The organism is Sulfitobacter geojensis (assembly GCF_000622325.1).
Lineage (GTDB): Bacteria > Pseudomonadota > Alphaproteobacteria > Rhodobacterales > Rhodobacteraceae > Sulfitobacter > Sulfitobacter geojensis.
This window is the reverse complement of the sequence record NZ_JASE01000005.1, coordinates 3,184,793-3,211,244: the sequence shown is the minus strand read 5'-3', so window position 1 is coordinate 3,211,244 and position 26,452 is coordinate 3,184,793. Positions and strand designations below refer to the sequence as shown.

Sequence of the window (26,452 nt, the reverse complement as noted above, 5' to 3'; positions counted from 1 at the left end):
AATGGAGCAGTGGACATATGACAAAATCAACAGGCGGTGCGGACATCGGTGTCTACGGGTTGGGAACCATGGGATCGGCCTTGGCGATGAATTTTGCTGACAAGGGGTTTCGGGTTGCAGTGTCAAACCGCGAGGCGGACTGGATCGGGGATTTCCTGACAGAGGCCGGTCCGCTTGCCGAACGCATGGTAGGCGAAACAGATCTGGAGGCTTTTGTCAGCGCCATCGCACGACCGCGCAATATCCTGTTTATGATCCCGTCCGGCGCGCCGATTGATGCGATGATCGCGGCAATCACCCCGTTTCTCGACGAAGGCGACACTTTGATTGATGGCGGCAACGCTGATTTTCACGATACGCGGCGACGGGCCAAGGCCTTTGAAGGGACCGGATTTCATTTTGTTGGCATGGGGGTGTCCGGCGGCGAAGAGGGCGCGCGCCGTGGTCCGTCGATGATGGTCGGCGGCACGGCCCATTCATGGACCGCGCTGCGCCCGATGGTCGAAGCGGTTGCGGCCAGATTTCAGGGCGCACCTTGCGTTGATCACCTTGGGCCGGATGGTGCGGGGCATTTTGTCAAAACGGTCCACAACGGCATCGAATACGCAGATATGCAAATGATCGCAGAAGTTTACGGTTTGCTGCGCGATGGCGGCGGACAGGAGGCCGGCGCAATCGGGAAGGTGTTCGAAAGCTGGCAGGCGGGGCCGCTTAGTTCTTATCTGATCGAAGTGTCAGCCGCGGCTTTGCAGGCGGTAGACGGGCCAACGGGACAGCCGGTGGTGGATGTTATTCTGGATCAGGCGGGGCAAAAAGGCACGGGCCGTTGGACCTTGATCGAAGCGTTGAAGATGGGGCAATCGGCCAGCACAATCGAAGCGGCGGTGGGCGCGCGGGGCTGGTCCTCGGAAAAACCGATGCGGGTCACAGCGGAGCCATTATTGCCTGCGGGCACCGTTGCGGGCGAAATGCCAAGCACGGACGATCTGGAACAAGCCCTGTTGGCGGGGCGTATCTTGGGCCATGCGCAAGGCTTTCGCATCTTGTCTGCCGCATCGGACGAGTTTGACTGGTCGCTGGATCTGGCGCGGATATCGGAGATTTGGCGGGCGGGGTGTATCATCCGTTCCAGCCTGCTGGATGTTCTGGCCGAAGCGTTTCGTGCAGAGTTGCCGATGGGGCAGTTGATCCTCGCCCCAAAAATCATTGCCTTGCTCGAACCCAGCATCCCGAGCTTGCGTCGGGTTGTGGCGGCGGGTGTTTCCCTCGGCGTGGCATTGCCGGCCTTATCAGCAGCACTGGCGTGGTATGACAGCATCCGGCGCGCGCGTGGATCAGCGAATATGATTCAGGCGCAGCGTGATTTCTTTGGCGCGCATGGTTTTGCCCGGATTGACGTTGAAGGACAGCACCACGGCGACTGGCCTCCGCTTACGTCGGGGTCCTAGCGAACGGGTCAGCGTCATAGGTGACATGCGCAAGATACAGGCCATGCGGCGGGCTGACCGGCCCGCAGGCCGCGCGGTCCCGTGCGTCCAGCGCGTTTTTCATATCTTGCGGCGTCCATGTACCCGCGCCAACCCGCTCAAGCGAGCCGACAAAGCTGCGCACCTGATTGTGCAAAAAGGACCGCGCCCGCACGTCGAAGTGGTATTCGGTGCCCCATTCGGTTTCGATGCGTGAAATATCCAGCCGGTCGAGTGTTTTGACAGGGGTTTTCGCCTGACAGATGGTCGAGCGAAATGTGGTAAAGTCATGCTGGCCGACGAGGACAGCGGCGGCGTCTTGCATCGCCTCAAGGTTCAGCGGCCCTTTGACTTGCCATACCAGACCGGCCTGCAAGGTCGCGGGGGGGCGGCGCGACAGGATCCGAAAGTGATAGCGCCGCTCAAGGGCTGAAAACCTTGCATGAAAATCCTCTGTAACCGGCACACAGTCGACAATTGCAACGGGATGCGGTTTGCAATGATAGTTCAATGCTTCCCACAGGCGGAAGGGCTCCCACTCCTGTTCCAGATCGCAATGCGCCACTTGCCCCATAGCATGCACGCCCTTGTCCGTGCGGCCCGCGGCGGTAATCGTATGATCCCCTTTTTGCAGCTTGGACAAGGCGGCCTCGATCACGCCTTGCACAGAGGCATGGTCGTTCTGGCGTTGCCAGCCAACATAGGGCGCGCCGTTGTATTCGATTTTCAGGGCATAGCGGTGCATGTTGCGCGCTCTACCCTGCGCCATGGCTTCTGGCAATCCCTCAGGCGCGCCCCTATGTTAAGCAGCGGGAAAACAAAGGGCGGAAACGGTTTTGGTCATCACACGCATTGCCGATGGCATCTGGCGCCAGATTGAAGCGGTGCAGGACACAGTGTCGGAGACCCTGTTCGAACCGGTGATCCGCTTGGGGGTGACCGGGCTGGCGCGCTCGGGCAAGACGGTATTTATCACCTCGCTGGTTGCGAATCTTCTTGATCGCGGGCGGATGCCGGGGCTGCTGGCCGCTTCGGAGGGCCGGATCGAAGCGGCGTTTTTACAACCGCAGCCCAATGATACCTTGCCCCGATTTGAATATGAAAAACACTTGGGCGCATTGACCGGACAGACCCCGCATTGGCCTGACAGTACACGCGCCATTTCCGAATTGCGCCTGTCGCTAAAGGTGCGTCCCAACGGGCTGCTTTCGGGCTTGCAGGGGCCGCGTACGATCCATCTTGATATCGTCGACTACCCCGGCGAATGGTTGCTGGATCTGGGGTTGATGGAACTGTCCTTTGAGGACTGGTCAAGAACAACGCTGGAACGCATCACATCGCGCGATTGTGCGCAGGACTTCATGGCCTTGGCGCGCGATGTTGATCCATCGCTTGAGCATGACGAGACGCTTGCGCAGGATCTTGCAGCGCGCTTTGCCGCCTATCTGAATGCGGCGCGACTTGCCGGATTTTCCGATTGCACGCCGGGGCGGTTCCTGCTGCCCGGTGATCTGGCCGGATCACCTGTATTGACGTTTGCCCCGATCCCGACCGCCGGCCCGTCAAAGCGGGGCAGTTTGCACCGCGAAATGGCGCGGCGCTTCGAGGCCTATAAATCCCGCGTGGTACAGCCGTTTTTCCGCGATCATTTTGCCCGTATCGACCGGCAGGTGGTTTTGGTCGATGCCTTGGGCGCGATCCATCAGGGGCCACAGGCGGTGGATGATCTGCGCCACGCCATGGGCGAGACATTAAGTGCCTTTCGCCCCGGTAAGAACGGGTTTCTGTTTAACCTGCTGGGCGGCAAACGGGTTGAGAAAATCCTGTTTGCGGCGACCAAGGCGGATCATCTGCATCACACCCAACACGCCAAGCTGAGCGCGATCATGGAGGCGCTGACCCGCGAGGCGCGCGACCGCGCACAATATGCCGGTGCGGGCACGGCTGCCATGGCAATTGCATCTTTGCGCGCCACGACCGAAGCCGTGATGGAACATGACGGCACGCCTTTGAATGTGGTCCGCGGCACCTTGTTGGACACCGGCAAAGAGGCGGCGTTTTACCCCGGTGATTTGCCTGCTGATCCAGCCCATTTGCTAAGTCCCGCGCGGGCAGGGGCTGAAAAGTGGTTGGATCAGGATTATCAGGTGATGCGGTTTGCGCCGGCGCCGTTGAGCCTGAAACCCGGGGACGGGCCGCCCCATATCCGGCTCGACCGTGCGGCAGAGTTTTTGATTGGGGACAGGTTGTGATTGCCCTGCGTGCAGCGCGTTCGACGGACGCGGGTAAAGTTGGTGCGATCCTGTCGGAATTTGTGGCCACAACCGAGTGGATGCCACAGCTGCACACCGGAGCCGAAGACATCGCCCATGCCGGTGCCATGGTTGCGCGCGGCTGGGTGACCCTTGCCGAGGTGGACGGCGATGTCGTCGGCTTTGCGGCCTGCAATGGTGTGGATCTGGATGCACTTTATGTAAGTCGTGCGCAGCGCGGGCAGGGTGTGGGCACGGCCTTGCTGCAGCATCTGAAACAGGAACATGCGATGCTTAAGCTCTGGACATTTCAGGCGAACCGGCCCGCGCAGGATTTTTATGTGAAACACGGCTTTATCGAGCAAGAGCGCACAGACGGCGCAAGTACGGATGAGGGTTTGCCGGACGTCCGGTATCAATGGCGCAAGGAGGACCAGTGATGGTAAAGGGTCCGGTACTTTTCGATCTTGAAAACGACACAGCGCCGCGCCCGCAAGTTGCGGCGGCCGCACCGGTGCCCGATCTGGTCACGGCCGCGCCGCAGGGGCAGGCCATGCAGATGGCAGCGAGCCTTGCGGCGCGCAAACCGTCGCGGTTGGTGCGCCTGTTCTGGTGGTTGGCGACGGCGCTGATCAGTGCGGTGGTGTCGATCGCAGCCTGGACCTTTGTCGTTGATCTTATGGCGCGTGCGCCCCTGTTGGGTATTGCGATGTCGGTCTTGCTGGGAGCGTTTGTTCTGGTGCTGGCCTTGCTGGGTTTGCGCGAAATGGCGGCTTTCGGGCGCTTGGCGCGGCTGGACGGGCTGCGTCATGATGCGGGCGAAGCCTTGGCGCAGGCGGATCTGACTGCCGCGCGCAAGGTCACAGACAGGCTTGTTGCCCTGTATAAAGGGCGCGAGGACACGCGCTGGGGAAGGGACCGGTTGGCGGATCTGCGCGTGGATCAGATGGATGCACAGGGGCTCCTCGCCCTGGCGGAAGCTGAGGTTCTGGCACCGCTGGACAAGGCTGCAAGTCGCGAGGTTGAAGCGGCGGCGCGGCAGGTGGCCACGGTAACGGCGCTGGTGCCCTTGGCGCTGGCGGATGTGGCCGCGGCGCTGACGGCAAACCTGCGGATGATCCGGCGGGTGGCCGAGGTCTATGGCGGTCGGTCGGGGTTTTTCGGGTCTTGGCGGCTAACCCGCGCGGTGTTGAGCCATATGGTGGCAACGGGTGCTGTGGCGGTCGGGGACGACCTGTTGGAGCCGGTTCTGGGCGGTACGATTCTGGGCAAGCTGTCGCGCCGTTTCGGCGAGGGATTGGTCAACGGTGCCTTGACCGCACGGGTCGGGGTGGCCGCGATGGAAGTCTGCCGGCCTTTGCCGTTTGCAAAAGAAAAGCGCCCCAAGGTGCGCGGTATCGTGAAAAACGCGCTGGGCGGGTTGTTTGGTAAGGGGTGATCCAAAGGTGCAGGCAAGCCTGCATTCGATTTTTAAGGGGCTCTGCCCCATCGGTCAAAGACCGATTCCCCGCAGGATTTAGAGCCAAAAAGAGGAGGGCTTGTCGGGCTGTGGGTGGCTGCGTATAAGCGGGCTATGACGATGATCCGTTGCATCATTATTCGAATTATATCCCCGGCGCTCTGAGTTGATGAGACGCCGGGTAAAGGTGCTTGAGTTACTCGCGCCGCCCTTGATTTCAGGTTTGAACCTGACCCCTTTCCAATATTATCCGAAGGACGCCTGACATGTGCGCCGATACACCTGAAACACTCGACTATAAATCTACGCTGAACCTGCCCAAGACCGATTTTCCGATGCGCGCTGGCCTGCCCAAGCGCGAACCCGACTGGCTCGCCCGTTGGGAAAAAATCGGTGTTTATGATCGCCTGCGCGAGAAAGCCCTCGCCCGGACGGGCGAAAATGGATCGGTGCGTGAGCCTTTTACGCTGCATGACGGGCCTCCTTACGCCAACGGGCATCTGCACATCGGTCACGCATTGAACAAGACCATCAAGGACATGATCGTGCGCAGCCATCAGATGATGGGACGCGATGCGCGCTATATCCCGGGGTGGGATTGCCACGGTCTGCCGATCGAGTGGAAGATCGAAGAACAGTACCGCAAAAAGGGCCGCGACAAGGATGAGGTGCCGATCAACGAATTCCGTGCAGAGTGTCGCAACTTTGCCGCAGGCTGGGTTGATGTGCAGCGCGAGGAGTTCAAACGCCTTGGAGTGCAGGGCAACTGGGCCGATCCCTACCTCACGATGGATTTCCACGCCGAGCGGGTGATCGCAGAAGAGTTCATGAAGTTCCTGATGAACGGCACGCTGTATCAGGGCTCGAAGCCTGTGATGTGGTCGCCGGTGGAGCAGACCGCACTGGCCGAGGCCGAGGTGGAGTATCACGACAAGGACAGCTTTACGATCTGGGTGAAGTTTGAGGTTGTTGAGGCCGGTGCCGCAGAAATGCCCCTGGATGAAGCCGGTGATTTCGACGGCGGCAACCAGCGTGTGCTGGCATCCGACCTCAAAGGCGCGTCTGTGGTGATCTGGACAACAACGCCGTGGACCATGCCATCGAACAAGGCCGTCGTTTATGGTGCCGATATTTCCTACGGGCTTTATGAAGTGACATCGACGCCGGATGAATGTTGGGCCGCTGCGGGTGACCGCTTTCTCTTGGCTGACAATCTTGCGGCCGACGTCTTTGGTCGTGCCCGTCTGGAAGACGATATGTGGACCCGTGTGCGTGATGTAACGGCGGATGAACTGGCCGGTGTATCGCTGAAGCATCCGCTGGCCGGTGCCGAAGGTGGCAACGGCGAATGGGACGATCTGCGCGATTTCCGCGCGGCGGAGTTTGTCACTGACACCGAAGGGACGGGCTTTGTGCATTGCGCGCCTTCCCACGGTCTTGAGGAGTACGACCTCTACCGTGATCTGGGCATGTTGGAGCAGATGATCACTTATAACGTGAACCCCGATGGCCGGTACCGCGATGATCTGCCGTTCTTTGGTGGCAAGGCGATCCTCAAGCCGAATGGCAAGGAAGGCAATGCCAACGCCGCTGTGATCGACAAGCTGGTCGAGGTCGGCGGGCTGCTGGCGCGTGGCAAGATCAAGCACAGCTATCCGCATTCATGGCGCTCCAAGGCACCGGTGATCTATCGCAACACGCCGCAGTGGTTTGCGGCGATCGACAAGGTTGTGGGTGACGGGCTGGATGAACACGGCAAGACGATCCGCGAGCGGGCGCTGTCCGAGATCGACAATGTGAACTGGACGCCAAAGTCCGGGCGCAACCGCCTGCATGCGATGATGGAAGCGCGGCCCGACTGGGTGTTGTCGCGTCAACGCGCATGGGGTGTCCCGCTGACGTGCTTCACGCGCAAAGGCGTGCTGCCGACCGATCCGGATTTCTTGCTGCGCAATGCAGAGGTGAACCAGCGGATTGTCGAAGCCTTCGAAGCAGAGGGCGCGGATGCGTGGTATGAGGACGGCGCGAAGGAACGCTTCCTTGGCGGTATCGTCGATCCGGCGGAATACGATCAGGTCACAGACATTCTGGATGTGTGGTTTGATTCCGGTTCGACCCATGCGTTCACTTTGCGTGACCGTGAGGATGGCACCGAAGACGGGATTGCGGATGTCTATATGGAAGGCACCGACCAGCACCGCGGTTGGTTCCATTCGTCGCTGTTGCAGTCTGTTGGTACCACCGGCCATGCCCCTTACCGCAATGTGGTGACACATGGATTTACGCTGGATGCGAAGGGCATGAAGATGTCCAAGTCCATCGGCAATACCATTGTGCCGGAAAAGATCGTGCAGCAATACGGTGCGGATATCCTCCGCCTTTGGGTGGCACAGACCGATTATACGCAGGACCAGCGGATCGGGGACGAGATCCTGAAAGGTGTCGCGGACAGCTATCGCCGCCTGCGCAACACGATGCGCTATATGTTGGGGTCGCTCAGCGACTTTACAGAGGCGGATCGGGTTGATCCAAAAGATATGCCCGAGCTGGAGCGCTTGGTGCTGCACCGTCTGGCCGAGCTGGATAAGGTTGTGCGCGACGGCTATGCCAAGTTCGATTTTCAGGGCGTGTTTCAGGCGGTGTTCACCTTTGCGACCGTTGATCTGAGCGCATTCTATTTCGATATCCGCAAGGATGCTCTGTATTGTGATGGCGATACAGAGCGGCGGCGGGCAGCACGCACAGTGCTGGATATCCTGTTCCACCGTTTGACCACATGGCTGGCACCGGTGCTGGTGTTCACCATGGAAGAGGTCTGGCTGGAGCGGTTCCCGGGCGAGGATTCCTCGGTGCATCTGGCGGATATTCCCGAAACGCCAAGCGCGTGGTTGAACCCTGATCTGGCGGCGAAATGGGCCAAGGTGCGGGCGGCACGGCGTGTTGTGACGGCGGCACTTGAAGTGCAGCGGGTGGAAAAGGTGATCGGCGCGTCATTGGAAGCGGCACCCACGGTATATATCGCGGATGCGGATCAGCGCGCCGCCTTGGAAAGTGTGTCGTTCGAGGATGTGAGCATCACATCGGACGTCACGATCAGCGGTGATGCCGCACCTGAGGGCGCATTTGTGATGCCAGAGGTAGACGGGGTCGCGGTCGTTTTCGCCAAAGCCGAGGGCGCGAAATGCGCGCGCTGCTGGAAGGTGCTGCCGGATGTCGGCACGCACAGCCATGAGGGTGTCTGCGGACGTTGCGATGCGGCTGTGAGTTGACCGGACTGTGGTGGCGGGGTGAACCCCGCCCGACGACATTCCGCATGTTTCGGATTGAGACCCTGCGCCACACGGTGCAGGGTCTCTTTATGTTGAAACGTACCGTAGAAACGCCGTTCGGCGACCTTACCCTTGTTGAAGAAGACGGGGCCATCACCGCCTTGGACTGGTCCCGCGTAGCGGATCAGGATTATTCGGCTTTGCTTGACGAGGCGGCGAAGCAGCTGGAAGCTTATGTAATCGGAACACGGGAAAGCTTTGATCTGCCGTTGCGCGTGGCAGGGTCGAGGTTTCAGCAGGACGTCTGTCGCGTGATGTCTGAAATCCCGTTTGGTTATACCCGCACCTATGGTGAGATTGCTAAAGAGTTAGGCGTGCCGGCGCAATCGGTCGGGCAGGCCTGTGGTGGCAACCCGATCCCTGTGATCATTCCTTGCCACCGTGTGATGGGGGCAAAGGGGCTGACTGGGTTTTCTGGACGTGGTGGGGTGGAAACCAAGGTCGCATTGCTGCGCCATGAAGGGGCGGCAGGGCTGCTGATTTAGGTTTTCGTTTCGGTCAGTTGTTGAACCGCCCCTGCGACGCAGAGATAGATCGAGGTGAGAACCAGACCGAAATGCGCCCAGCTTTCGGGGTGGAAATCGACCCACGCGGCCCAGCCTGCAAAGAACACCCATGCCAGCGCCATCGGCAGCGTGACAAAACGCCAGCGTTCGGTACGCACGGGATGCACGAATTTGACCGGTAGGAACATGGTGACCGACAAAACCGTCACGACGATCAGGCACACCCACCATGACGGGGACAGCGCGAAAAGCACCAGCACCAGCATGTTGAAACATCCGGGGAAGCCCCAGAACGAATTGTCTTTTGTTTTCATGCGCGTGTCGCAGAAATACATGGCCGAGGCGAAGGTGACGATGATGATCATCACCCAGCCGCTCCATCCGTCCATCAGGCCGGATTTGAACAGGGCGAAGGCCGGGATAAACACGTAAGTCAGGTAGTCGATGATCAGATCCAACAGCACACCGTCAAATTGCGGGGCGTTGGTTTTGACGTCGTACCGGCGCGCCAGCGGGCCATCGATGCCATCGACGAAAAAGGCGACAACAAGCCAGAGGAACATCATGTCCCATTTGCCGTCGACGGCGGCAAGCATGGCCAGCATGGCGAACACTGCGCCGGTGGCTGTGAAAAGATGAACGAGGAGGGCGCGTGTCTGGATATTCATGGCGCAAAGCTTCGCAAATCTGGGGATAGGATGAAAGGGCTAATGGAGGGATCACAGCCAAAACGGGAGGCTGGTCCGAGACGCGATAAATTGACGTCAGGTAAAGATTGGTTTACAGTATGTGCAATTATTTAAGACCAAATTTCTTTGCTTCTTGCCATAACCAACTGATATTTTACATGTTTGGGAGATTTTTATGCCCTTACCCGTTGCTGCATTAGCCGCCATTGGTGCAATCGGCTTGGTTGCTGATGTGCTTTCCATCTATTCGTTTTTCGGGTCATCGAAAGATGACGACGCACGGGCGGCCGATCTTGATCAACTGAAATCGGATCTGTCGAGTTTGCAAAACCTGCCCGGGATTGTCGTCAATGTCAGCATTGCGGAGTCCTTGGGGCAGGCCGATACTGCGTTGGACAATCTCGCGCTGTATCGCACCACCGAAGACGCCGCTGCGCGCGGTGTTCTGGCCAACAATGCCATTCTGGCATCCCAAGGGGCGCTGAACGATATAAAGTCACAGGTGTCGGCGATCTATGAAGTGGCACCAATGGAATCTCTGTCTTATGCGTTCGGGGCGCTGCATTATGCCATTGCGGTACGTATGATGGTGGCCAACGCCGTTCAGGACGGACCTTTGGGCGGAACCGGTCTGCACTTGTCGATCAAGGAAGCCGCAGAATTTTTGCAAAGCGTTTTCGATCCGGGTGACGATCTGGTTGGCGAAATGACCCAAAGGATCAGTTCGTCAATTTCGGCGGATTACGACCAAAGTTTCTTTGGCGGCAGCGTTGATGTTGTCGTTTCAAGTGCACTGACCGGTGATCGAGACACGTTTACCATCGAACGCGACAGCGGTTTTCGCGATACCTTTCCGTTCCTGCCATACCGTGAGTCGGATGCGAGTTTTGCCGCCCGCGTGAACGAAGCCGCCGAAGAGGCTTATGATAATATGTATCGCGACATCTACGCGGACTTGGGGCTCCAGGATTATTTAAATACCGCCGGTGATGTGAACGCATGGCTGGCGCAGAGTGAACAGAATGTGTCCGACATCTACGAACAGGTTGGCAGCAACGCCCAAGATGACATTGGCAGCGGCACAAGCAAGGCGGATTACTTTACCGGTCTGGGCGGGGATGACACGTTCTTTGGTGCCAATGGCCCAGACGCATTGAGCGGAGGATCGGGCAACGACATTCTGCGCGGTGGTGCCTTACAGGACATGCTGCGCGGCGGGATGGGCAACGACATGATGTTCGGCAATGAAACCTATGGTGATCCTGTTGACGGGGATACTGCGCGCTTTGCAGGGTTATCGACCGACTATTCCGTGACGGGCGGGCAAACCTATGCAGTTGTGTCAGGTCCTGACGGGGAAAGGGACAAGCTTTTCAACATCGAATTCCTGCGCTTTGACGATGTTGTTGTCACCCTTGCGGAAGGCTCGGCGCTTGATGGGGCGGGTGATCCCGAGGATTTCGACGTCGCCGAACGCGTCGCGCTTTTGTATGAGGCGGCACTGGACCGCAACGGGCAGATCGACCTGCCGGGGTTGAACTTCTATATTGATGCGACGTCGCGCGACGGGCTAAGCGATGCATTCCTTGCCGCGGACCTGATGACGAGCCCCGAGTTCGCCGAAAAGTTCGGGGAGGTGGACAGTCTGAGCAATGACGCCTTTCTGGAACAAATCTATCTGAATGTTCTGGACCGCGAAAGTGATGCGGCGGGGCGTCAGTTCTATCTGGATTTGCTGGATGACGGCACAATCTCGCGGGCGCGGGCACTGGCGGACATCGCCATCAGCCCCGAGAACACCAACGGCTCGACACAGGTTTTGCAAAGCCTGTATGAAAGTTCCGGGGGCGATTGGCGTTTCTATGACGACAGTTTGGCCGTCGTTTGAGAATCCTGCCCCGCTACGGCTTGACCCCTCTTGCGATTCCCACTAAAGCCCAGAAACAAGTTTCAGGGTCGTACCACGGCCCTTTTTATGTGTCGCACTCAAAAGGGGTGCCGCACCACTAAAACAAAAGGATGAACCCATGTCGCGTGTTTGCGAATTGACCGGAAAAGGCCCGATGACGGGCAACAACGTTAGCCACGCGAACAACAAGACGCGTCGCCGCTTTCTGCCGAACCTGAACCAGACAACGCTGCAGTCCGAATCTTTGGGCCGTTCGTTCAAGCTGCGCATCTCCGCGCACGCGCTGCGTTCTGTCGATCACCGTGGTGGTCTGGACAAGTTTTTGGCCAAGGCGAAAGACACAGATCTGTCCGCCAACGCGCTGAAGATCAAAAAAGCGATCAGCAAGTCCTCAGCAGAAGCTGAAGTACTGAGCTAAGCTGTCGCGACATTGCGAACGAATTACGCAACCCCGGACCTTCGTGTTCGGGGTTGCGTCGTTTTGCCTATCGTATTCTGTCCGTCCATTGACTAAATCAGACCCATGATACGGGTGATCCTTCCCTTTTTGTTGGTCGCATTGCTGGCCGTCACGTCGCAGTCGATGGCTGTGGCGCGGGGCGCTGCGGCGGCAACGGGGCAGATGGTGATCTGCACCGGCTCTGGCACGACGACAGTCTATACCGATGCCGAAGGGGTGCCGACCTCGGCCCCGCATATCTGCCCCGACTGCATTGTAAGCCTTGCGTTCAGCGCCCCGCCATCCGGGACCAAAGCGCCGGCACGTATCACCTCGGTGCAATTGCCACGGTTTGTCACCTTGCAAATGCGCGCCGCCGCGGTGCGCATCGGGCCGCCCGTGCGTGCGCCGCCCTCGATTGTCTGAACTTCCCTTCCAAATTCAGTCAATCAAGGACAATAGAATGAAATTCACGACAGTTTTCGCGGCTGGCATTGCCGCATGTATCCTCAACACCACAGCCCTGTTTGCGGGCGACATCACCGTTAAAGACGCCTATATGCGCAGCTCGACGCCGACGTCCAAGACCGGTGCGGCCTTTCTGATGTTGATGAATGGTGGTGATGTGGATGACCGTTTGATCGCCGCTTCCAGTGATGTGGCCAAACGTGTCGAGCTGCACACCCACAAGGATATGGGCAACGGCGTCATGCAAATGACCGAGATCGAGGGCGGCATCGCCGTTCCGGCGGGCGGTATGCACATTTTGCAGCGTGGCAGCGACCACATCATGTTTATGGGTCTGACAGCGCCGCTGGTACAGGGCGAAGAGGTCACCGTGACCCTGACGTTCGAAAAGGCGGGCGAGGTCGAAGTGGTTATCCCGGTCGATCACGAACGCAAGGCCGATCATGGTGCCATGAAGCACGATCACGGTAACTAAGAATTGGTTCGGGGTGGGCCCTGTGCCCGCCCTTTACGCTTTCAGAATTTCTGCAACCCACGCTGTGACGGTCTGTGATGCCGGCCCGATGCGGTGTTCGGCAAACTGGTTGCCCACTGCGGAAGGTTCAAGATTGAATTCAATCGTATGCGCACCGGCGCGGCGGGCTTCGGCGACAAAACCTGCGGCGGGGTAGACATTGCCAGACGTCCCGATCGCAACGAAGATGTCCGCCTGCGTCACGTGATCCACCAAGGTCTCCATATCATAGGGCATTTCCCCGAACCACACGATGTCGGGCCGCGCTGCGGGTGCGTTGCAGGACGGGCAGGCATCACCGGCGGCCATCACCATGGGGGCGGGCCAGCGGTGGTCACAAGAGGCGCAAAGCGCCCCTTTAAGGTGCCCATGCATGTGATACAGCGCCTTGGTGCCGCCACGTTCATGCAGGTCGTCGACGTTTTGTGTAATCACAACGACCTCGCCGTCATGTTCCGCCTCAAGCTGCGCTAATGCGCGATGTGCGGCGTTCGGGGCAACCTCTGCCGCTTGTGCGCGGCGGGCGTTGTAGAATTCCACCACCAGTTCGGGATCGCGCATGAAACCTTCGGGGGTGGCCACATCCTCGACCCTGTGTTGCGCCCATAACCCGTCTTCGGCGCGAAAGGTCTCGATACCGCTTTCGGCGGAAATGCCTGCGCCGGTCAGGATAACGATTTTGCGCATAACGGGTGTCCTTTGATGGGGTCGCGGTTGGCTGTCCGGTCTGTGTGAAACGAACCAGAGCGCGGGTCAAGGCGGCTTGCGGTTGGTGCGAAATCCGCCCAGTGTCGCGCCAACCGCAGGAGAGCAGACCATGAAGATTGCCACCGCCGCCTATCCGCTGGATGTACTGACATCCTGGGCCCAATACGAGGACAAGCTGGCCGGCTGGGTCGCGCAGGCCGCAGGGCAGGGGGCTGAACTTTTGGTGTTCCCCGAGTACGGCGCGATGGAGCTGGCGACGCTCGACGGGCTTGAGGTGGCGGGCGATCTGGAACGCTCGCTGTTTGCTGTGTCCGACAGACTTGCGGATGCGGACGCGGTCCATGTGCGCCTTGCTGCGGAATACGGGGTGCATATCGTTGCGGCCTCCGCGCCGGCGGCAACTGAAACGCGCCCTGTGAACCGTGCGCGTCTGATCACACCGACAGGCCAGATCGGCGTACAGGACAAACAGATCATGACGCGATTTGAAGAAGAGGTCTGGGATGTGGTGCCCGGCAATCCCTTGCAGGTTTTCGATACCACCTTGGGTAAAATCGGCATTCTGATCTGCTATGACAGTGAATTTCCACTGTTGGGCCATGCCCTTGCCGCGTGTGACGTGATCTGTGTCCCCAGCGTGACCGAAACGCTGGCCGGCTATTGGCGCGTGCGCATCGGGACGATGGCGCGTGCCTTGGAAAACCAGTGTATCACCGCGATGTCGTCGGTTGTGGGCGCGGCAGGGTGGTCTGATGCGCTTGGCACCTCCTTTGGCGCTGGCGGGGTTTATTGCCCGCCCGACCGCGGCTTTCCGGAGACCGGCGTGCTGGCCGCTGGCGTGTTGAACGATCCCGGCTGGACATACGCAGACGTTGATCTGGCACAGGTCGCCGAAGTGCGCCGCGACGGGATCGTGTTGAACCGCAAACACTGGGACCACCAGAACGGGCGCGACGCTCCCGCGCCATCAATACGGTTACGTTAATCGCATCAAATTTCCGCAAAGTGGACGAAAGATCAGTGCCCAATGCGTTGAAATCCTTGATTTCAGGCTCGTATTGCTGATTCTACCCCCCTCAAAGATGCTATAGCCCTTGAAAAACATTACAGAAGCGCTCATTTAGTCGCGTGGCCCCGACTTTGGGGTGAATCATGTAGGAGAGACCATGGCCAAGGAAGATACGCTCGAATTTCCCGGTGTTGTGAAGGAACTCTTGCCTAACGCGACGTTTCGGGTCGAGCTGGAAAACGGCCATGAGATCATCGCGCATACGGCAGGCAAGATGCGCAAGAACCGCATCCGTGTTCTGGCTGGCGATAAAGTACAGGTCGAAATGACCCCATACGATTTGACCAAGGGTCGGATCAACTACCGCTTTAAATAACTAATAGGGCTGCGCGGGCTTTGCGCATCGTGTGCAACCATGCAGTTCATTCTGGGATCAGGCTCCCCGCGCCGTTTGGAACTCCTCGCCCAGATGGGCGTGGTGCCCGACGCTGTGCGTGCGCCAGACATTAACGAAGACCCCGCAAAAGCAGAATTGCCGCGCCCCTATTGCGGGCGCATGGCGCGTGAAAAAGTGGCCGCAGTTGAGGCGGGTGCCGACGACATTGTGCTTTGCGCTGATACGACGGTTGCGGTCGGGCGGCGCATTTTGGGCAAACCCGCCGATATGGCAGAAGCCGAAGGCTTCCTGCGCATGATGTCGGGGCGACGTCACAAAGTTATTACTGCCGTTGCCGTCAAACGCGGGCCCAAAATTTGGGAACGCGATGTGCAATCCACCGTAAAAATGAAATCCTTGTCCGATGCTGAAATCAAATCCTACCTCGCCACCGGTGACTGGCAGGGCAAGGCAGGCGGATATGGCATTCAGGGACCGGCAGGGACGTTGATCCCGTGGATCAGTGGCTCTTTCACCGGCATCGTGGGCTTGCCACTCGCAGAAACTGCAAACCTGCTGAGCGCAGCGGGATACCCCCTATACGGAGGAGCCTGATGAAGGGTCGTACGATTATTCTTGATCATCTGGGTGAGGTCGAAATCGCCGCCCTGATGGTGGATGGCAAGCTTGATGATCTGTTGATCGACAGCGATGCACCACGCCCCGGCACCGTCTATCGTGCAATCGCGGACCGTCCGGTCAAAGGGCAGGGGGGGATGTTCCTGAAAACCCCTGACGGTTCAGCATTTCTGCGCCAGATTAAGGGTTTGGCACCGGGTCAGCCGATTTTGGTGCAGGTCTCGGGATATGCCGAACCGGGCAAGGCGATTCCGGTGACGGCCAAGGTGCTGTTCAAAAGCCGCTTTGCGATCGTCACCCCTGATGCACCGGGGCTGAATATTTCACGCAGCATCAAGGACGAGGGCGAACGTGACCGCCTGCTGGAAATCGCCCATGACGCGGCCGAAGGCACTGCGCATGGTTTGATCCTGCGTTCATCCTGCGCCGGAGCAGAGGCGGAAGAGATTGCCGATGACATTGCCGCCATGCTGACGCTTGCCGCGACCGTTGTTGAGGATGCCTCTACCGAGATGGAGGTCCTGATCGAAGGCGACGGCCCGCATGTGCTGGCGTGGCGCGAATGGACCGCACCCGCCGAAGTCGTAACCGAAGCAGGCGGGTTGGAAAGCCGCGGGGCGCTTGACGCTTTGGAGGACGCCAAGGGCGCTGTCGTCGGCTTGGGCGGCGGTGCCGCGATGTATGTTGAGCCGACACGTGCGCTGGTTGCGGTGGACGTGAACACAGGCAATGATGCGTCCCTCGCGGCGGGGATCAAGGCGAACATGGCCTGCGCACGCCTATTGGCGCGGGCGTTGCGGGTGCGTGGATTGGGGGGGCAGATCACGCTTGATTTGGCTCCGATGCCAAAGAAAGACCGCCGCGCCTTTGAAAACGCTTTGCGCGCAGCGTTTCGCGGGGATGAGGTTGAAACAGCACTTGTGGGCTGGACGCCGCTTGGCCACTATGAATTGCAACGCAAAAGGGCGCGCGTCCCGTTGAGTGAGGCGCTTGCATGAGCTGCCCGATGTGCAAAGCCGAGGCCGACCCGAAATACCGTCCTTTCTGTTCCGGCCGCTGCGCGGATCTGGATCTGGCCAAGTGGTTTAACGGTTCTTACGCCACCCCGTCCCGCGATCCAGAGGACATGGACGCGGCAATCGACGCCGCAGAAGCCGCCCTGAACGTCCCTCAAAAGCCGCATTGATCCGGTGTTATAAAAGAGCGTGCAAATTAGCAAAAAAGACGCTGGACACCCCGCTCGCAACCCCCTAGAACGCCCACACCCCACCAACGATTTGGTGTCCCGTGCCTGGGTAGCTCAGGGGTAGAGCAGTGGATTGAAAATCCTCGTGTCGGTGGTTCGATTCCGCCCCCGGGCACCACTTTTACAGAATATATGACAGGCTTCGTGTGGCAGAGCTGACGTTTCCCAGTTCGAAGCCAAAGCACCGCAGAGCGGACTTGGTCGTGCATTGTGTCGGCCTTGCCTTGATACTGGTCGCCGGCGGTTTGCTCCTCACCAAATCGGTCGGTCGGGTAGACCCTTGGCCCTTCGCCGCGATCATCGTCTATATTCTGTGTGCACTGGCGTCTAATATAGCGTCGTTCTTTTATCACTTCTCGCACTGGCATGATCAGCGCACACTTTTGCGACGGATCGATCACGCCGCGATTTATCCGAGCATTTCAGGTACATTCACACCTTTTTTCGTTCAGGCGGGCACAGCATGGACCATGACGCTGCTTTTGGTGTGTTGGAGCCTAACAATTGTCGCGGTCTGGAAGAAGATAACAGACGAAAGCGTCAAGTCGCGCTGGTCTACGGCGTCATATCTGGGGCTGGGGGCCATCGGTCTTTGTGCTTTGCCGGATCTTACAGATGTACCCTTTGGGACGCTTGGATGCATCGGAGCGGGGGCTCTGTGCTATGTTATTGGAACGGCATTTTACACTCAGAAGGCCATGCCGTTCCGGTACGCTGTGTGGCACGCTTGGGTCAATTTTGGCGGGGTATTTATGTTCATCGGGGTATGGCTGGCCGTACTTGGGTAACCGCGGCAAGTTCGGAGCCTGCTGACCGATCGCTGGGTCGGACCATGCGCCGAGACTGGCCGGTCGTTGATTTCGGCGCGATATGGACAGACTTTGCGCGCAACCGCGAAGCCGAAACGTGTCGTGGTGCCGGTAGTTAGAGTTGCCTTCCGGTGCCTCATGGTCTTCAAACTTAAAAAGTTCGAACCCGATGCGATCTGCCGTCGGCAACACTCCGGTGGCGCAGGGGGTGGGATATACAATATCGCCCAAATCCGGCGTTGATGTCTTTTCCGGCAAGCGGGACGTGGCAATCGTTCAACTGCCGAAGCGACGATCTAACGACCTTTGGATAATTCCGCGAGGGACGCTGCCTTTACCGATTTCATGCGCCGTGCGGCGACCGCTTTGAAGTAACGTTTCGCCGGAGCAGTGGGGTCTGATAACTAAGATCGCTGCGACCGGTTTGAAGGTAACTACGGCCCCAGAATATTCGATTTCACAAGTTTCTCGGACGTGCCCCAAGGCGAGAATGGCCGTCAGGATTTGATAATGAAGGCACCGGTTTGCGTACCCGGGCACCAGCCCTGAAACGAGACTTGTGGTTCAGCGCAAAAACAAAAATACAAGATCTCTAGGGTGACATCACACCGTCACACACGCATGCTTTGAACAAACGAAATCAGAAACAGGGAATCAAGATCATGCCTATCACGCTCGACCGTCGCGCCTTTCTCGCAAGCACCGCAGGATTTATTGCCCTGCATCCGTTTTCCGCGAATGCAGCCACCAATCAGGCTCATTTGCGGATTATGGAAACCACTGACCTGCATGTTCACGTTTTCCCTTACGACTACTATGCCGATAAACCCCGCGACACTGTCGGGTTGGCCCGCACGGCCTCGTTGATCAAGGGCATCCGCGATGAGGCATCAAATTCGTTACTGATCGACAATGGTGACTTTTTGCAGGGAAACCCGATGGGCGACTACATCGCTTATGAACGGGGCATGAAGGACGGCGATATGCATCCTGTCATTGCGGCGATGAATACCCTTGGTTTTGATGCCTCGACGCTGGGCAATCACGAATTCAACTATGGCCTCGATTTCCTGATGAAGGCACTGGCGGGTGCTGATTTCCCGGTTGTGAATGCGAACGTCGCCTTGGAACTCGTCAGCGATCCGACCAAGGACAAAACCCTGATCCCGCCTTACGTCATTCTTGATCACACCGTCACCGACGGGGCAGGTATCGAGCAGCCGATAAAGGTTGGCTTGATCGGCTTTACACCGCCACAGGTCATGAACTGGGACCGCCGTCATCTCGAAGGCAAAGTCCAGGCACGTGACATCCTCGAAACGGCGAAAGCTTACATCCCTCAAATGAAGGAGCAAGGTGCAGACATTATCGTTGTGCTCTCACATTCCGGCATCGGTGCCGCGGATGCCAGCGACGGGATGGAAAACGCTGCTGTGCCACTGGCCGGCCTCGACGGTGTCGATGCCATTCTGACCGGTCACAGCCACCTTGTTTTCCCGTCACCGGGTTATGCGGATTTTGCGGGCGCGGATGTAGATGCGGGCACTTTGATGGGGACACCAGCGACCATGGGCGGTTTCTGGGGCAGCCATATGGGGCTGATTGATCTCTTGATCGAAAAAGACGGCAATGAATGGCGTGTTGTGTCTGCTGTATCCGAAGCACGGCCCATTTCAAAACGGAACGAAGACAGGTCCACGACTGCTCTCGTTGAAAGCGACGAGACTGTTTTGGCTTCGGTCCAGGCCGAGCATGACGAGACATTGGCCTATGTGCGCCGCGCCGTTGGTAAAACCGATGCCCCGCTGCACAGCTATTTTGCGCTGGTTGCGGACGACCCTTCGGTCCAGATCGTGTCGATTGCGCAGCTTTGGTATATCGAGCAGATGATGAAAGGGACTGAGCATGAAGGCTTGCCCATTCTATCCGCCGCGGCCCCTTTTAAAGCTGGCGGCAGGGGCGGCCCAGAGTACTTTACCGATGTTCCAAAAGGGGACGTGGCGATCAAGAACGTTTCGGACCTGTATCTTTATCCAAATACCGCGCGCGCCGTGCGGGTTACCGGCCAGCAGGTAAAGGATTGGCTGGAACGCTCGGCGGGAATTTTCAATCAGGTCTCTCCCGGGGCGCAAGATGTTGTTCTGCTCAACCCGGCATTCCCAAGCTACAATTTCGATGTCATTGATGGGGTCGAGTATCAGATCGACCTCTCGCAGCCCTCGAAATTTGATCCAAAGGGCGTGTTGATGGACGAAAACGCCAACCGCATCGTCAACCTGACCTACAACGGTGCGCCGCTGGACATGGATGCGGAGTTTATCATCGCCACAAATAACTATCGTGCGGGCGGGGGCGGCAGCTTCCCCGGTGCCAGTGCCGAGACGACAGTGTTTGAAGGACCAGACACAAACCGCGACGTGATCGTGCGCTACATCGTGGAAAAAGGCACGATCAGCCCGCGCGCGGACGGCAACTGGTCATTTGCGCCGATGGCGGGCACCACCGTCCTTTTCGACACAGGACCTGCGGCCAGCGCTTATCTGGATCAGGTGGATATCGATATCGAGGAAGCGGGCGAAGGCCCGGACGGTTTTACCCGTTTCCGCATCACGCTTTGAGCGGGCGCGTTCAACCGCGCAACAAACGCGCTTAGCTTCGCAGCATAGCCGATCAAAAAGCCGCCGTTCTTGGATGCGTTCAGAATGGCGGCTTTATCGGCTGAACGGGACACAAACTTACAACACGCAGTACATCTGTTCTAAAGTCCTGCCGAGGAAAGCTGCGCTGCCGCGCTGAGATTAGGGCGGTAATGCTGACGATGCCAACAGCGTACGGAGGCGTCACCGGCGGGGTCTCATCGTTCGGATTGCGGTACAACGACAAACGGCCCGAAAAGTACTTCGGGCCGTTTTTTACATTAAGGTTTCGATCAGAACGGGCTGTCGGGGAAATAGAACTTTGCCGCGTTTTCAGGGGTGATGATCTGGCTGCCGATGATGAAACGACCCGCGACAGGGGTGTTGGACACCAGACCAAGCGCCGTCATTTCAATTGCAGTGGCAATCTGGGCCGGCGGGTAGGTCACGTTGACCGGCAGTTGCGGATCGCCGTCCATGATGCGTTTGATGATCTCTTTCATCCCGGCACCACCGACAACCCACATTTCTTCGCTGCGGTCGGCCTGTGCGATTGCTTCAAGGACGCCGACGGCCATGTCATCATCTGCCGCCCACACCGCGTCGATGTCGGGGTATTTCGACAGGAAATCCTGCATCACGTTAAAGGCATCGTCGCGGTTCCAGTTGCCATGCTGCATGTCCAGAACGTTGATGCCCGACCCGTCGATCGCGGCCTGAAAAGCGTCAACGCGTTCGTTATCCAGCGTGGTGGGAATGCCGCGCAGCACGACGATGTTGTCGCCTTCGTTCAGGGTTTCGGCAAAGTATTCACCCGCGACCCGGCCAAAGCCGGTGTTGTCGCCCGCCACATAAAGGTCTTCGATCCCCGGCACTGACAGGCCGCGGTCGACAACAGTGACCCAGATGCCCTGTTCCTTGACGGCCTGAACAGGCGATGTCAGCGGTTCGGATTCAAAGGGCAGCACGACAAGTGCATCAATGTCGCGGGTTGCGACCATGTCTTCGATGTCGTTGACCATTTTGCCCGCGTCACCGGCAGTGGCGAGCACGAAGGACAGTTGTGGATAGGTGGCTTCGAGCCGTTCGATCGAGGCCTGTGCGTGATAATTCAGACCGCCCATAAAGCCGTGCGTCGCCGAAGGGATCGCCACGCCGATGGTATAGCTGTCGTCCTGCGCTGCCACCGGCCCTGCCATGAGGGCAAGGCCAAGTGCTGCACCTTTGAGGATATTTCTGCGTTTCATAATGTTCTCTCTCCCAAAATTGCCGCTCATTTCGCGGACTTTCCTTCCCGCTGTAGCACCACAGCCAGAATGACGATGACCCCTTGGATCGCGCCGTTGAGATAGGGCGATACGATCGAGGCGAGGTTCAGAATATTGTCGATGAGGCTAAGGATCAGGACACCGACGACGGTCCCCCAGACCCGGCCAAATCCGCCCTTTAGGACGGTGCCGCCAATGATGACGGCCGCGATGGCCTCAAGCTCCCACAAGACGCCGGTGGAGCCCGATGCCGAGCCAAGGCGCGGCACATACATGATGATGGCAAGACCAACGAGACAGCCGAGCAAGACGTATGTCGCCATGCGCACGCGGTCGACCTTGATCGCGGAATACTGGGCGACCTGTTCGTTCGCGCCCAAGGCGGCGCAGTGGCGGCCAAAGGGGGTGTGACGCATCACCAGTTCACCAAGGATCGCCACGATGGCAAAAACGATGATCGGCCAGCTTATGCCAAGAAACCCTTCGTAATAGACGGGCCGATAGAAGCTGCGCGCGGCGAAATCGAGCGACAGCGTGCCGCCATCTGCCAGCCAGGTGGTCAGGCTGCGGTAAACACCCATTGAGCCGAGGGTGACGATGAACGCTTCGATCCCGACCTTTGAGATCAGAAACCCATTGAGCAACCCCGCCGCGCAGCCCGCAAAAATCGCGACGACCATACCGGCCATCACCAGCGGCACGCCAACGCCCAGTGACGGGATGAGCGCGTTCATCGACATGATCATCACCCCGGCAACAAAAGCCGCCATCGAGCCGACAGACAGGTCAATGCCACCTGCCGAGATGACAAAGGTCATGCCCACCGCGATAATCCCGATAAAGGCTGACCGCGCCAACACGTTGGTAATATTGCCGTAGCTCAGGAAATTGCTGTTCAGCATGGCCCCCAGCACGATCAGCGCGATCAGCGCAAGGACGGGGCCCAAGACATGTAGATTGATCCCGCGGCGCGGTGCGTCCGTGGCGTTTGCGGTTGCGTCGCTCATGCGCTTTCCTTTCGGTCAGTTGACACGCCCATTGCATGGCGCAGAATGGCGTCTTCGGTGATTTCCTTGCCGGTCAGTTCGGTGGCGATATGTCCGCGCCCCATGACGACCACGCGTGATGCCAGCCCGATGACCTCGGGCAGTTCGGAGGACACGACGATCACGCTTTTGCCCTGTCCGGCGAGGGCGGCGATGAAATCGTAGATCTGTTGTTTGGTGCCGATGTCGATCCCGCGCGTGGGTTCGTCAATGATTACGATGTCGGGTTCGGCAAGCATGGTTTTGGCCAGCAGCAGTTTTTGCTGGTTGCCCCCCGACAGGCTGCCCGCGGCCATATCGCGGTCCTTTACTCGGATGTCGAATTCTTCGATCGCGCGGGTCAGGCTGCGCGCTTCGGCGCGTTTGTCGATGCGCAGGTGGCCAAACCGGTCCAACGCCAGCAGCGTCAGGTTTTCGGTCAGGTTCTTGCCTAGCAACAGGCCCTTTTCCTTACGGTCTTCGGTCAGGTAGACCAGACCGGCCTCGCGCGCTGCCAGCACCGATCCGGGTTTAAGCGGGTTGCCCATCACGCGGACCTGTCCGGTGGTGGGGCGTAGGCCCACGATGCCTTCCATAAGTTCCGTGCGTCCGGCACCGACCAACCCAGCAAAACCCAACACCTCGCCCCGTCTCAGTGTGAACGACGCATCACGTACCAGCCCCGTCACGGTAAGGTTTTCGACCTCAAGTACCACCTCGTCTTGCGGGACCGGTTTGGCGGGGAACAGATCGCTGATCTCGCGGCCAACCATCGCTTCGGCCATCGCATCTTCGCTAAAGCCTGCGGCGGCGCGTGACAGAACGGGATGGCCGTCGCGCAAGACGCTGACGTGATCGGCGATGCGGCTGATCTCGTCCAGCTTGTGCGAGGTATAAAGGATGGCGGTGCCGCTGTCGCGCAGGCGGTTGATCTGTTCCAGCAAGATGTCGGTCTCGCGATTGGTCAACACCGCGGTGGGTTCATCCATGATCAACACACGGGCGTTGCGCCCCAGTGCACGGGCGATTTCGACCATTTGCCGGTTGGGCACCGACAGGTCACGCACACGGGTGCGCGGATCGACATGGCAGTTCAACCGCGCCAACAGATCGCGGGCCTCGTCCCGCATCGCCTTGTGGTCCAGAAACATGCCACGGCGTTTTTCGCGGCCAAGAAAGATGTTTTCTTCCACCGTCAGTTGCAGAGCGAGGTTGAATTCCTGATGGATCATCAGGACGCCTGCCGCCTCGGCCTGTTTTTGGTCGCTGAAATCCACGGGCTGGCCATCAAGGTGCAGTGCGCCCGTTGTCGGCGCAAGGTAGCCACCGAGGATCTTCATCATCGTGGATTTACCGGCACCGTTTTCACCGATCAGGGCGTGAACCTGTCCGGCATGAAGGTCGAAATCAACGCCGTGTAGCACTTTGATCGGGCCAAAGCTGCGGGTGATGTTCTGGGCGGATAACACGGCCGTCATAGCGTCACCCACGCGGCGTTCTTGTTTGACGAGCGCACGCAGGCGTCGACAAAGGCAACGCCTGCGATACCATCTTCGATGCCCGGAAATGTCACGTCGTCCGGCACAGGCGCGCCGCTGCGATGGGCGCGGATCGCTTGTGCCGCCTCGGCATAGATATTGCCGAATGCTTCGAAAAAGCCTTCGGGGTGGCCCGGCGCAATGCGGGTCAGGCGGCGCGATTCATGTCCCGTGGCGCGGGATGCGCGGGTCAAAAGGGTGGCCGGGCCGCCGAGCGGGGTCATTTGAAGCACATTGGGGTTTTCCTGCTGCCAGCACAGGCCGGCCTTGCTGCCGTACACCCGCAGGCGCAGACCGTTTTCTTCGCCTGCGGCAACCTGCGAACACCACAGCATGCCGCGTGCGCCGCCGTGAAAGCGCAGCATGACATGGGCATTGTCATCAAGCGTCCGGCCCGGCACGAAACTCTGCAAATCGGCGGCCAGTGCCTGCGGCTTCAAGCCTGTGACAAAACCTGCCAGTTGCCAGGCGTGCGTGCCGATATCGCCCGTGGCACCACCAACGCCGCTGCGGGCAGGGTCGGTGCGCCATGATGCTTGTTTATTGTCGGGCGCTGGCGCTTCAGCCAGCCAGTCTTGCGCGTATTCGACCTGCACCAAACGGATATCGCCCAGTTTGCCGCTGGCAATCAATGCGCGGGCCTCGCGCACCATCGGATAGCCGCTGTAATTATGGGTCAGGACAAACAGAGCGTCGGATTTCTCCGCTGCCGCCTGCATCTTTTTCGCATCGCTCATCGTCCCGGTAAGGGGCTTGTCGCAGATCACGTGAATACCGCGTTTAAGGAATTCGCGCGCAACAGGCAGGTGCATGTGATTGGGGGTGACGATGGCGACCGCCTCGATCCCGTCCTTAAGCCGTGCCTCGCGGATGGCCATTTGCTTAAAGTCATCATAGCTGCGGTCCGGTGCCAGCCCCACCTCGCGGGCCGACGCGCGGGATTTTTCAGCGGTGGAGGACAAAGCCCCCGCAACCAGTTCGTAATGACCATCAAGCCGTGCGGCTAAACGGTGAACCGCGCCGATCATTGCGCCCTGGCCACCGCCCACCATGCCCAGCCGGATCGGTCCTTGTCGGCCTGCGAAACGGGTCATCTGTCCAACCCCAGCATCCGGCGATTGGCGGCGTCATCCGTGCCGCCGGCGGCGAAATCGTCAAAGGCGTGGGGCGTTACGCGGATGATGTGATCACGGACAAAGGCCGCCCCCTCGCGTGCGCCGTCTTCGGGATGTTTCAGCGCGCATTCCCATTCGACAACCGCCCAACCCTCAAAATCAGCGGCGGCGAGTTTGGAAAACACGGCACCGAAATCAACTTGCCCGTCACCGAGGCTGCGGAAACGTCCGGCGCGGTTCACCCATGACTGGTAGCCGCCATAAACACCTTGCCGTCCGGTCGGGTTGAATTCGGCATCCTTGACATGGAACATACCAATGCGATCCGCGTAGATGTCTATATTATCAAGGTAATCAAGGCATTGCAGAACATAATGGCTGGGATCATAAAGCATTTTGGCGCGGGCATGGTTGTCGACCCGATCCAGAAACATTTCGAATGTCACACCATCGTGCAGGTCTTCTCCGGGGTGGATCTCGTAGCACAGATCAACGCCGTTTTCCTCCGACAGATCGAGTAGGGGACGCCAGCGTTTGGCCAGTTCATCAAACGCGGCCTCTACCAGACCGGCGGGACGTTGCGGCCAGGGGTAAAGATAGGGCCAAGCGAGCGCGCCGGAGAAAGTGCCGACTGCGCTGAGTCCAAGATTGCGCGAGGCGCGAATGGTCTTTTCGACCTGCGAAACGGCCCATGCTTGGCGGGCCGCAGGGTCGTTGCGCGCCTCGGGCGCGGCGAAGCCGTCAAATGCGATGTCATAAGCGGGGTGGACCGCGACCAACTGACCTTGCAGGTGGCAGGACAATTCAGTGACGGTAATGCCGTTTTCCGCGGCCTGACCTTTCCATTCATCGCAGTAATCGCGGCTCACGGCAGCTTGGTCGAGGTCGATAAAGCGAGATTCCCAACTGGGCACCTGAACACCGATATACCCGCAATCGGCTGCCCATTTGGTGATGCCTTTCCACGTGTTGAACGGCGCTGTGTCCCCGGCGAATTGCGCCAGGAACAGGGCTGGCCCCTGTAATGTCTTCATGCTGTCCTCCCAAGCGCC

Annotated in this window: 25 protein-coding genes and 1 tRNA gene; 18 read left to right on the top strand and 8 right to left on the bottom strand. The window is 58.9% G+C overall.

From position 1 onward, the window contains the following. Positions 1 to 17 precede the first annotated feature (17 nt). Positions 18 to 1,448 (top strand): NADP-dependent phosphogluconate dehydrogenase, encoded by a 1,431-nt coding sequence (gene gndA / locus Z947_RS0117605; protein WP_025045597.1) that lies wholly within the window; start codon positions 18 to 20, stop codon positions 1,446 to 1,448. Here the strand turns inward: gndA and truA are convergent. Further along, positions 1,432 to 2,211: a tRNA pseudouridine(38-40) synthase TruA gene (truA, locus tag Z947_RS0117600; RefSeq protein WP_025045596.1), complete on the bottom strand. Its 780-nt coding sequence runs from the start codon at positions 2,209 to 2,211 to the stop codon at positions 1,432 to 1,434. The two genes, gndA and truA, sit on opposite strands and share 17 nt — an antisense overlap. Before the next feature lie 91 nt (positions 2,212 to 2,302). On the opposite strand from truA, the gene Z947_RS0117595 reads away from it, so the two are divergent. The 5 genes from Z947_RS0117595 to Z947_RS0117575 all read left to right on the top strand — a co-directional run bounded on the left by Z947_RS0117595 (position 2,303) and on the right by Z947_RS0117575 (position 8,991). Continuing rightward, positions 2,303 to 3,718 carry a YcjX family GTP-binding protein gene (locus tag Z947_RS0117595; protein ID WP_025045595.1) on the top strand — a complete coding sequence of 472 codons (1,416 nt, stop codon included), beginning with the start codon at positions 2,303 to 2,305 and terminating at the stop codon, positions 3,716 to 3,718. Beyond that, a complete protein-coding gene (locus Z947_RS0117590) occupies positions 3,715 to 4,158 on the top strand; it encodes a GNAT family N-acetyltransferase (RefSeq protein ID WP_025045594.1) in 444 nt (147 codons plus the stop codon). The genes Z947_RS0117595 and Z947_RS0117590 overlap by 4 nt, the downstream gene beginning before the upstream one ends. After that, on the top strand, positions 4,158 to 5,156 hold the full coding sequence (locus Z947_RS0117585) for a YcjF family protein (RefSeq protein ID WP_025045593.1): 999 nt from the start codon (positions 4,158 to 4,160) through the stop codon (positions 5,154 to 5,156). Before Z947_RS0117590 ends, Z947_RS0117585 begins: the two co-directional genes overlap by 1 nt. Positions 5,157 to 5,443: 287 nt before the next feature. Continuing rightward, complete coding sequence (gene ileS, locus Z947_RS0117580; RefSeq protein WP_025045592.1) at positions 5,444 to 8,446, top strand: isoleucine--tRNA ligase; 3,003 nt, start codon at positions 5,444 to 5,446, stop codon at positions 8,444 to 8,446. 89 nt (positions 8,447 to 8,535) lie between these two features. Continuing rightward, entirely contained in the window at positions 8,536 to 8,991 is a 456-nt protein-coding gene (locus tag Z947_RS0117575; protein ID WP_025045591.1) for a methylated-DNA--[protein]-cysteine S-methyltransferase, read from the top strand. Here the strand turns inward: Z947_RS0117575 and Z947_RS0117570 are convergent. Further along, entirely contained in the window at positions 8,988 to 9,680 is a 693-nt protein-coding gene (locus Z947_RS0117570) for a CDP-alcohol phosphatidyltransferase family protein (protein ID WP_025045590.1), read from the bottom strand. The genes Z947_RS0117575 and Z947_RS0117570 overlap by 4 nt on opposite strands. 196 nt (positions 9,681 to 9,876) lie before the next feature. Here Z947_RS0117570 and Z947_RS0117565 point away from each other — a divergent pair, with 196 nt between their 5' ends. The 4 genes from Z947_RS0117565 (at position 9,877) to Z947_RS0117550 (ending at position 12,992) form a co-directional block, all read left to right on the top strand. After that, complete coding sequence (locus tag Z947_RS0117565; RefSeq protein WP_025045589.1) at positions 9,877 to 11,589, top strand: DUF4214 domain-containing protein; 1,713 nt, start codon at positions 9,877 to 9,879, stop codon at positions 11,587 to 11,589. Positions 11,590 to 11,728: 139 nt separating this feature from the next. Next, on the top strand, positions 11,729 to 12,028 hold the full coding sequence (gene rpmB, locus Z947_RS0117560) for a 50S ribosomal protein L28 (RefSeq protein ID WP_025045588.1): 300 nt from the start codon (positions 11,729 to 11,731) through the stop codon (positions 12,026 to 12,028). A gap of 105 nt (positions 12,029 to 12,133) precedes the next feature. Further along, entirely contained in the window at positions 12,134 to 12,475 is a 342-nt protein-coding gene (locus Z947_RS0117555; protein ID WP_037939008.1) for a hypothetical protein, read from the top strand. Positions 12,476 to 12,512: 37 nt separating this feature from the next. Beyond that, positions 12,513 to 12,992 carry a copper chaperone PCu(A)C gene (locus Z947_RS0117550; RefSeq protein WP_025045586.1) on the top strand — a complete coding sequence of 160 codons (480 nt, stop codon included), beginning with the start codon at positions 12,513 to 12,515 and terminating at the stop codon, positions 12,990 to 12,992. 33 nt (positions 12,993 to 13,025) lie between these two features. Here the strand turns inward: Z947_RS0117550 and Z947_RS0117545 are convergent, their stop codons facing one another. Further along, a complete protein-coding gene (locus Z947_RS0117545) occupies positions 13,026 to 13,718 on the bottom strand; it encodes an NAD-dependent deacylase (RefSeq protein WP_025045585.1) in 693 nt (230 codons plus the stop codon). Positions 13,719 to 13,848: 130 nt separating this feature from the next. Here Z947_RS0117545 and Z947_RS0117540 point away from each other — a divergent pair, with 130 nt between their 5' ends. The 8 genes from Z947_RS0117540 to Z947_RS0117505 all read left to right on the top strand — a co-directional run bounded on the left by Z947_RS0117540 (position 13,849) and on the right by Z947_RS0117505 (position 20,436). Continuing rightward, a complete protein-coding gene (locus Z947_RS0117540; RefSeq protein ID WP_025045584.1) occupies positions 13,849 to 14,724 on the top strand; it encodes a carbon-nitrogen hydrolase family protein in 876 nt (291 codons plus the stop codon). A gap of 181 nt (positions 14,725 to 14,905) precedes the next feature. Further along, the gene (gene infA / locus Z947_RS0117535) at positions 14,906 to 15,124 is read left to right on the top strand and encodes a translation initiation factor IF-1 (RefSeq protein WP_005978431.1); all 219 of its coding nucleotides are present in this window, start codon (positions 14,906 to 14,908) and stop codon (positions 15,122 to 15,124) included. A gap of 39 nt (positions 15,125 to 15,163) precedes the next feature. Further along, on the top strand, positions 15,164 to 15,739 hold the full coding sequence (locus Z947_RS0117530) for a Maf family protein (RefSeq protein ID WP_025045583.1): 576 nt from the start codon (positions 15,164 to 15,166) through the stop codon (positions 15,737 to 15,739). Next, positions 15,739 to 16,761, top strand: a complete 1,023-nt coding sequence (locus tag Z947_RS0117525) for a ribonuclease E/G (protein ID WP_025045582.1) — start codon at positions 15,739 to 15,741, stop codon at positions 16,759 to 16,761. The genes Z947_RS0117530 and Z947_RS0117525 overlap by 1 nt, the downstream gene beginning before the upstream one ends. Then, positions 16,758 to 16,949, top strand: coding sequence for a DNA gyrase inhibitor YacG (locus tag Z947_RS0117520; RefSeq protein WP_025045581.1), 192 nt, complete (start codon positions 16,758 to 16,760; stop codon positions 16,947 to 16,949). The genes Z947_RS0117525 and Z947_RS0117520 overlap by 4 nt, the downstream gene beginning before the upstream one ends. Positions 16,950 to 17,052: 103 nt before the next feature. Further along, positions 17,053 to 17,127 (top strand) — tRNA-Phe (locus Z947_RS0117515). 28 nt (positions 17,128 to 17,155) lie between these two features. Further along, entirely contained in the window at positions 17,156 to 17,797 is a 642-nt protein-coding gene (trhA, locus tag Z947_RS0117510; RefSeq protein ID WP_025045580.1) for a PAQR family membrane homeostasis protein TrhA, read from the top strand. 683 nt (positions 17,798 to 18,480) lie between these two features. Further along, positions 18,481 to 20,436 carry a bifunctional 2',3'-cyclic-nucleotide 2'-phosphodiesterase/3'-nucleotidase gene (locus Z947_RS0117505; RefSeq protein WP_025045579.1) on the top strand — a complete coding sequence of 652 codons (1,956 nt, stop codon included), beginning with the start codon at positions 18,481 to 18,483 and terminating at the stop codon, positions 20,434 to 20,436. Between the two features lie 311 nt (positions 20,437 to 20,747). Here Z947_RS0117505 and Z947_RS0117500 read toward each other — a convergent pair whose 3' ends face one another. The 5 genes from Z947_RS0117500 to Z947_RS0117480 are packed head-to-tail and all read right to left on the bottom strand — an operon-like array spanning position 20,748 to position 26,434. Then, positions 20,748 to 21,701 (bottom strand): ABC transporter substrate-binding protein, encoded by a 954-nt coding sequence (locus Z947_RS0117500; RefSeq protein WP_025045578.1) that lies wholly within the window; start codon positions 21,699 to 21,701, stop codon positions 20,748 to 20,750. A 26-nt stretch (positions 21,702 to 21,727) separates the two neighbouring features. Continuing rightward, entirely contained in the window at positions 21,728 to 22,729 is a 1,002-nt protein-coding gene (locus Z947_RS0117495; protein WP_025045577.1) for an ABC transporter permease, read from the bottom strand. Beyond that, a complete protein-coding gene (locus tag Z947_RS0117490; protein ID WP_025045576.1) occupies positions 22,726 to 24,225 on the bottom strand; it encodes a sugar ABC transporter ATP-binding protein in 1,500 nt (499 codons plus the stop codon). Before Z947_RS0117490 ends, Z947_RS0117495 begins: the two co-directional genes overlap by 4 nt. Continuing rightward, on the bottom strand, positions 24,222 to 25,379 hold the full coding sequence (locus tag Z947_RS0117485; protein ID WP_025045575.1) for a Gfo/Idh/MocA family protein: 1,158 nt from the start codon (positions 25,377 to 25,379) through the stop codon (positions 24,222 to 24,224). The genes Z947_RS0117490 and Z947_RS0117485 overlap by 4 nt, the downstream gene beginning before the upstream one ends. Further along, complete coding sequence (locus Z947_RS0117480; protein ID WP_025045574.1) at positions 25,376 to 26,434, bottom strand: sugar phosphate isomerase/epimerase family protein; 1,059 nt, start codon at positions 26,432 to 26,434, stop codon at positions 25,376 to 25,378. The genes Z947_RS0117485 and Z947_RS0117480 overlap by 4 nt, the downstream gene beginning before the upstream one ends. Positions 26,435 to 26,452 lie beyond the last annotated feature (18 nt).

What these genes read in the sequence shown, in the direction of transcription:
- gndA (WP_025045597.1), top strand. Translation starts at nt 18, where the DNA reads ATGACAAAATCAACAGGCGGTGCGGACATCGGTGTCTACGGGTTGGGA.
- truA (WP_025045596.1), bottom strand. Translation starts at nt 2,211, where the DNA reads ATGCACCGCTATGCCCTGAAAATCGAATACAACGGCGCGCCCTATGTT.
- Z947_RS0117585 (WP_025045593.1), top strand. Translation starts at nt 4,158, where the DNA reads ATGGTAAAGGGTCCGGTACTTTTCGATCTTGAAAACGACACAGCGCCG.
- ileS (WP_025045592.1), top strand. Translation starts at nt 5,444, where the DNA reads ATGTGCGCCGATACACCTGAAACACTCGACTATAAATCTACGCTGAAC.
- Z947_RS0117575 (WP_025045591.1), top strand. Translation starts at nt 8,536, where the DNA reads ATGTTGAAACGTACCGTAGAAACGCCGTTCGGCGACCTTACCCTTGTT.
- Z947_RS0117570 (WP_025045590.1), bottom strand. Translation starts at nt 9,680, where the DNA reads ATGAATATCCAGACACGCGCCCTCCTCGTTCATCTTTTCACAGCCACC.
- Z947_RS0117565 (WP_025045589.1), top strand. Translation starts at nt 9,877, where the DNA reads ATGCCCTTACCCGTTGCTGCATTAGCCGCCATTGGTGCAATCGGCTTG.
- rpmB (WP_025045588.1), top strand. Translation starts at nt 11,729, where the DNA reads ATGTCGCGTGTTTGCGAATTGACCGGAAAAGGCCCGATGACGGGCAAC.
- Z947_RS0117555 (WP_037939008.1), top strand. Translation starts at nt 12,134, where the DNA reads ATGATACGGGTGATCCTTCCCTTTTTGTTGGTCGCATTGCTGGCCGTC.
- Z947_RS0117550 (WP_025045586.1), top strand. Translation starts at nt 12,513, where the DNA reads ATGAAATTCACGACAGTTTTCGCGGCTGGCATTGCCGCATGTATCCTC.
- Z947_RS0117545 (WP_025045585.1), bottom strand. Translation starts at nt 13,718, where the DNA reads ATGCGCAAAATCGTTATCCTGACCGGCGCAGGCATTTCCGCCGAAAGC.
- Z947_RS0117540 (WP_025045584.1), top strand. Translation starts at nt 13,849, where the DNA reads ATGAAGATTGCCACCGCCGCCTATCCGCTGGATGTACTGACATCCTGG.
- infA (WP_005978431.1), top strand. Translation starts at nt 14,906, where the DNA reads ATGGCCAAGGAAGATACGCTCGAATTTCCCGGTGTTGTGAAGGAACTC.
- Z947_RS0117530 (WP_025045583.1), top strand. Translation starts at nt 15,164, where the DNA reads ATGCAGTTCATTCTGGGATCAGGCTCCCCGCGCCGTTTGGAACTCCTC.
- Z947_RS0117525 (WP_025045582.1), top strand. Translation starts at nt 15,739, where the DNA reads ATGAAGGGTCGTACGATTATTCTTGATCATCTGGGTGAGGTCGAAATC.
- Z947_RS0117520 (WP_025045581.1), top strand. Translation starts at nt 16,758, where the DNA reads ATGAGCTGCCCGATGTGCAAAGCCGAGGCCGACCCGAAATACCGTCCT.
- Z947_RS0117505 (WP_025045579.1), top strand. Translation starts at nt 18,481, where the DNA reads ATGCCTATCACGCTCGACCGTCGCGCCTTTCTCGCAAGCACCGCAGGA.
- Z947_RS0117500 (WP_025045578.1), bottom strand. Translation starts at nt 21,701, where the DNA reads ATGAAACGCAGAAATATCCTCAAAGGTGCAGCACTTGGCCTTGCCCTC.
- Z947_RS0117495 (WP_025045577.1), bottom strand. Translation starts at nt 22,729, where the DNA reads ATGAGCGACGCAACCGCAAACGCCACGGACGCACCGCGCCGCGGGATC.
- Z947_RS0117490 (WP_025045576.1), bottom strand. Translation starts at nt 24,225, where the DNA reads ATGACGGCCGTGTTATCCGCCCAGAACATCACCCGCAGCTTTGGCCCG.
- Z947_RS0117485 (WP_025045575.1), bottom strand. Translation starts at nt 25,379, where the DNA reads ATGACCCGTTTCGCAGGCCGACAAGGACCGATCCGGCTGGGCATGGTG.
- Z947_RS0117480 (WP_025045574.1), bottom strand. Translation starts at nt 26,434, where the DNA reads ATGAAGACATTACAGGGGCCAGCCCTGTTCCTGGCGCAATTCGCCGGG.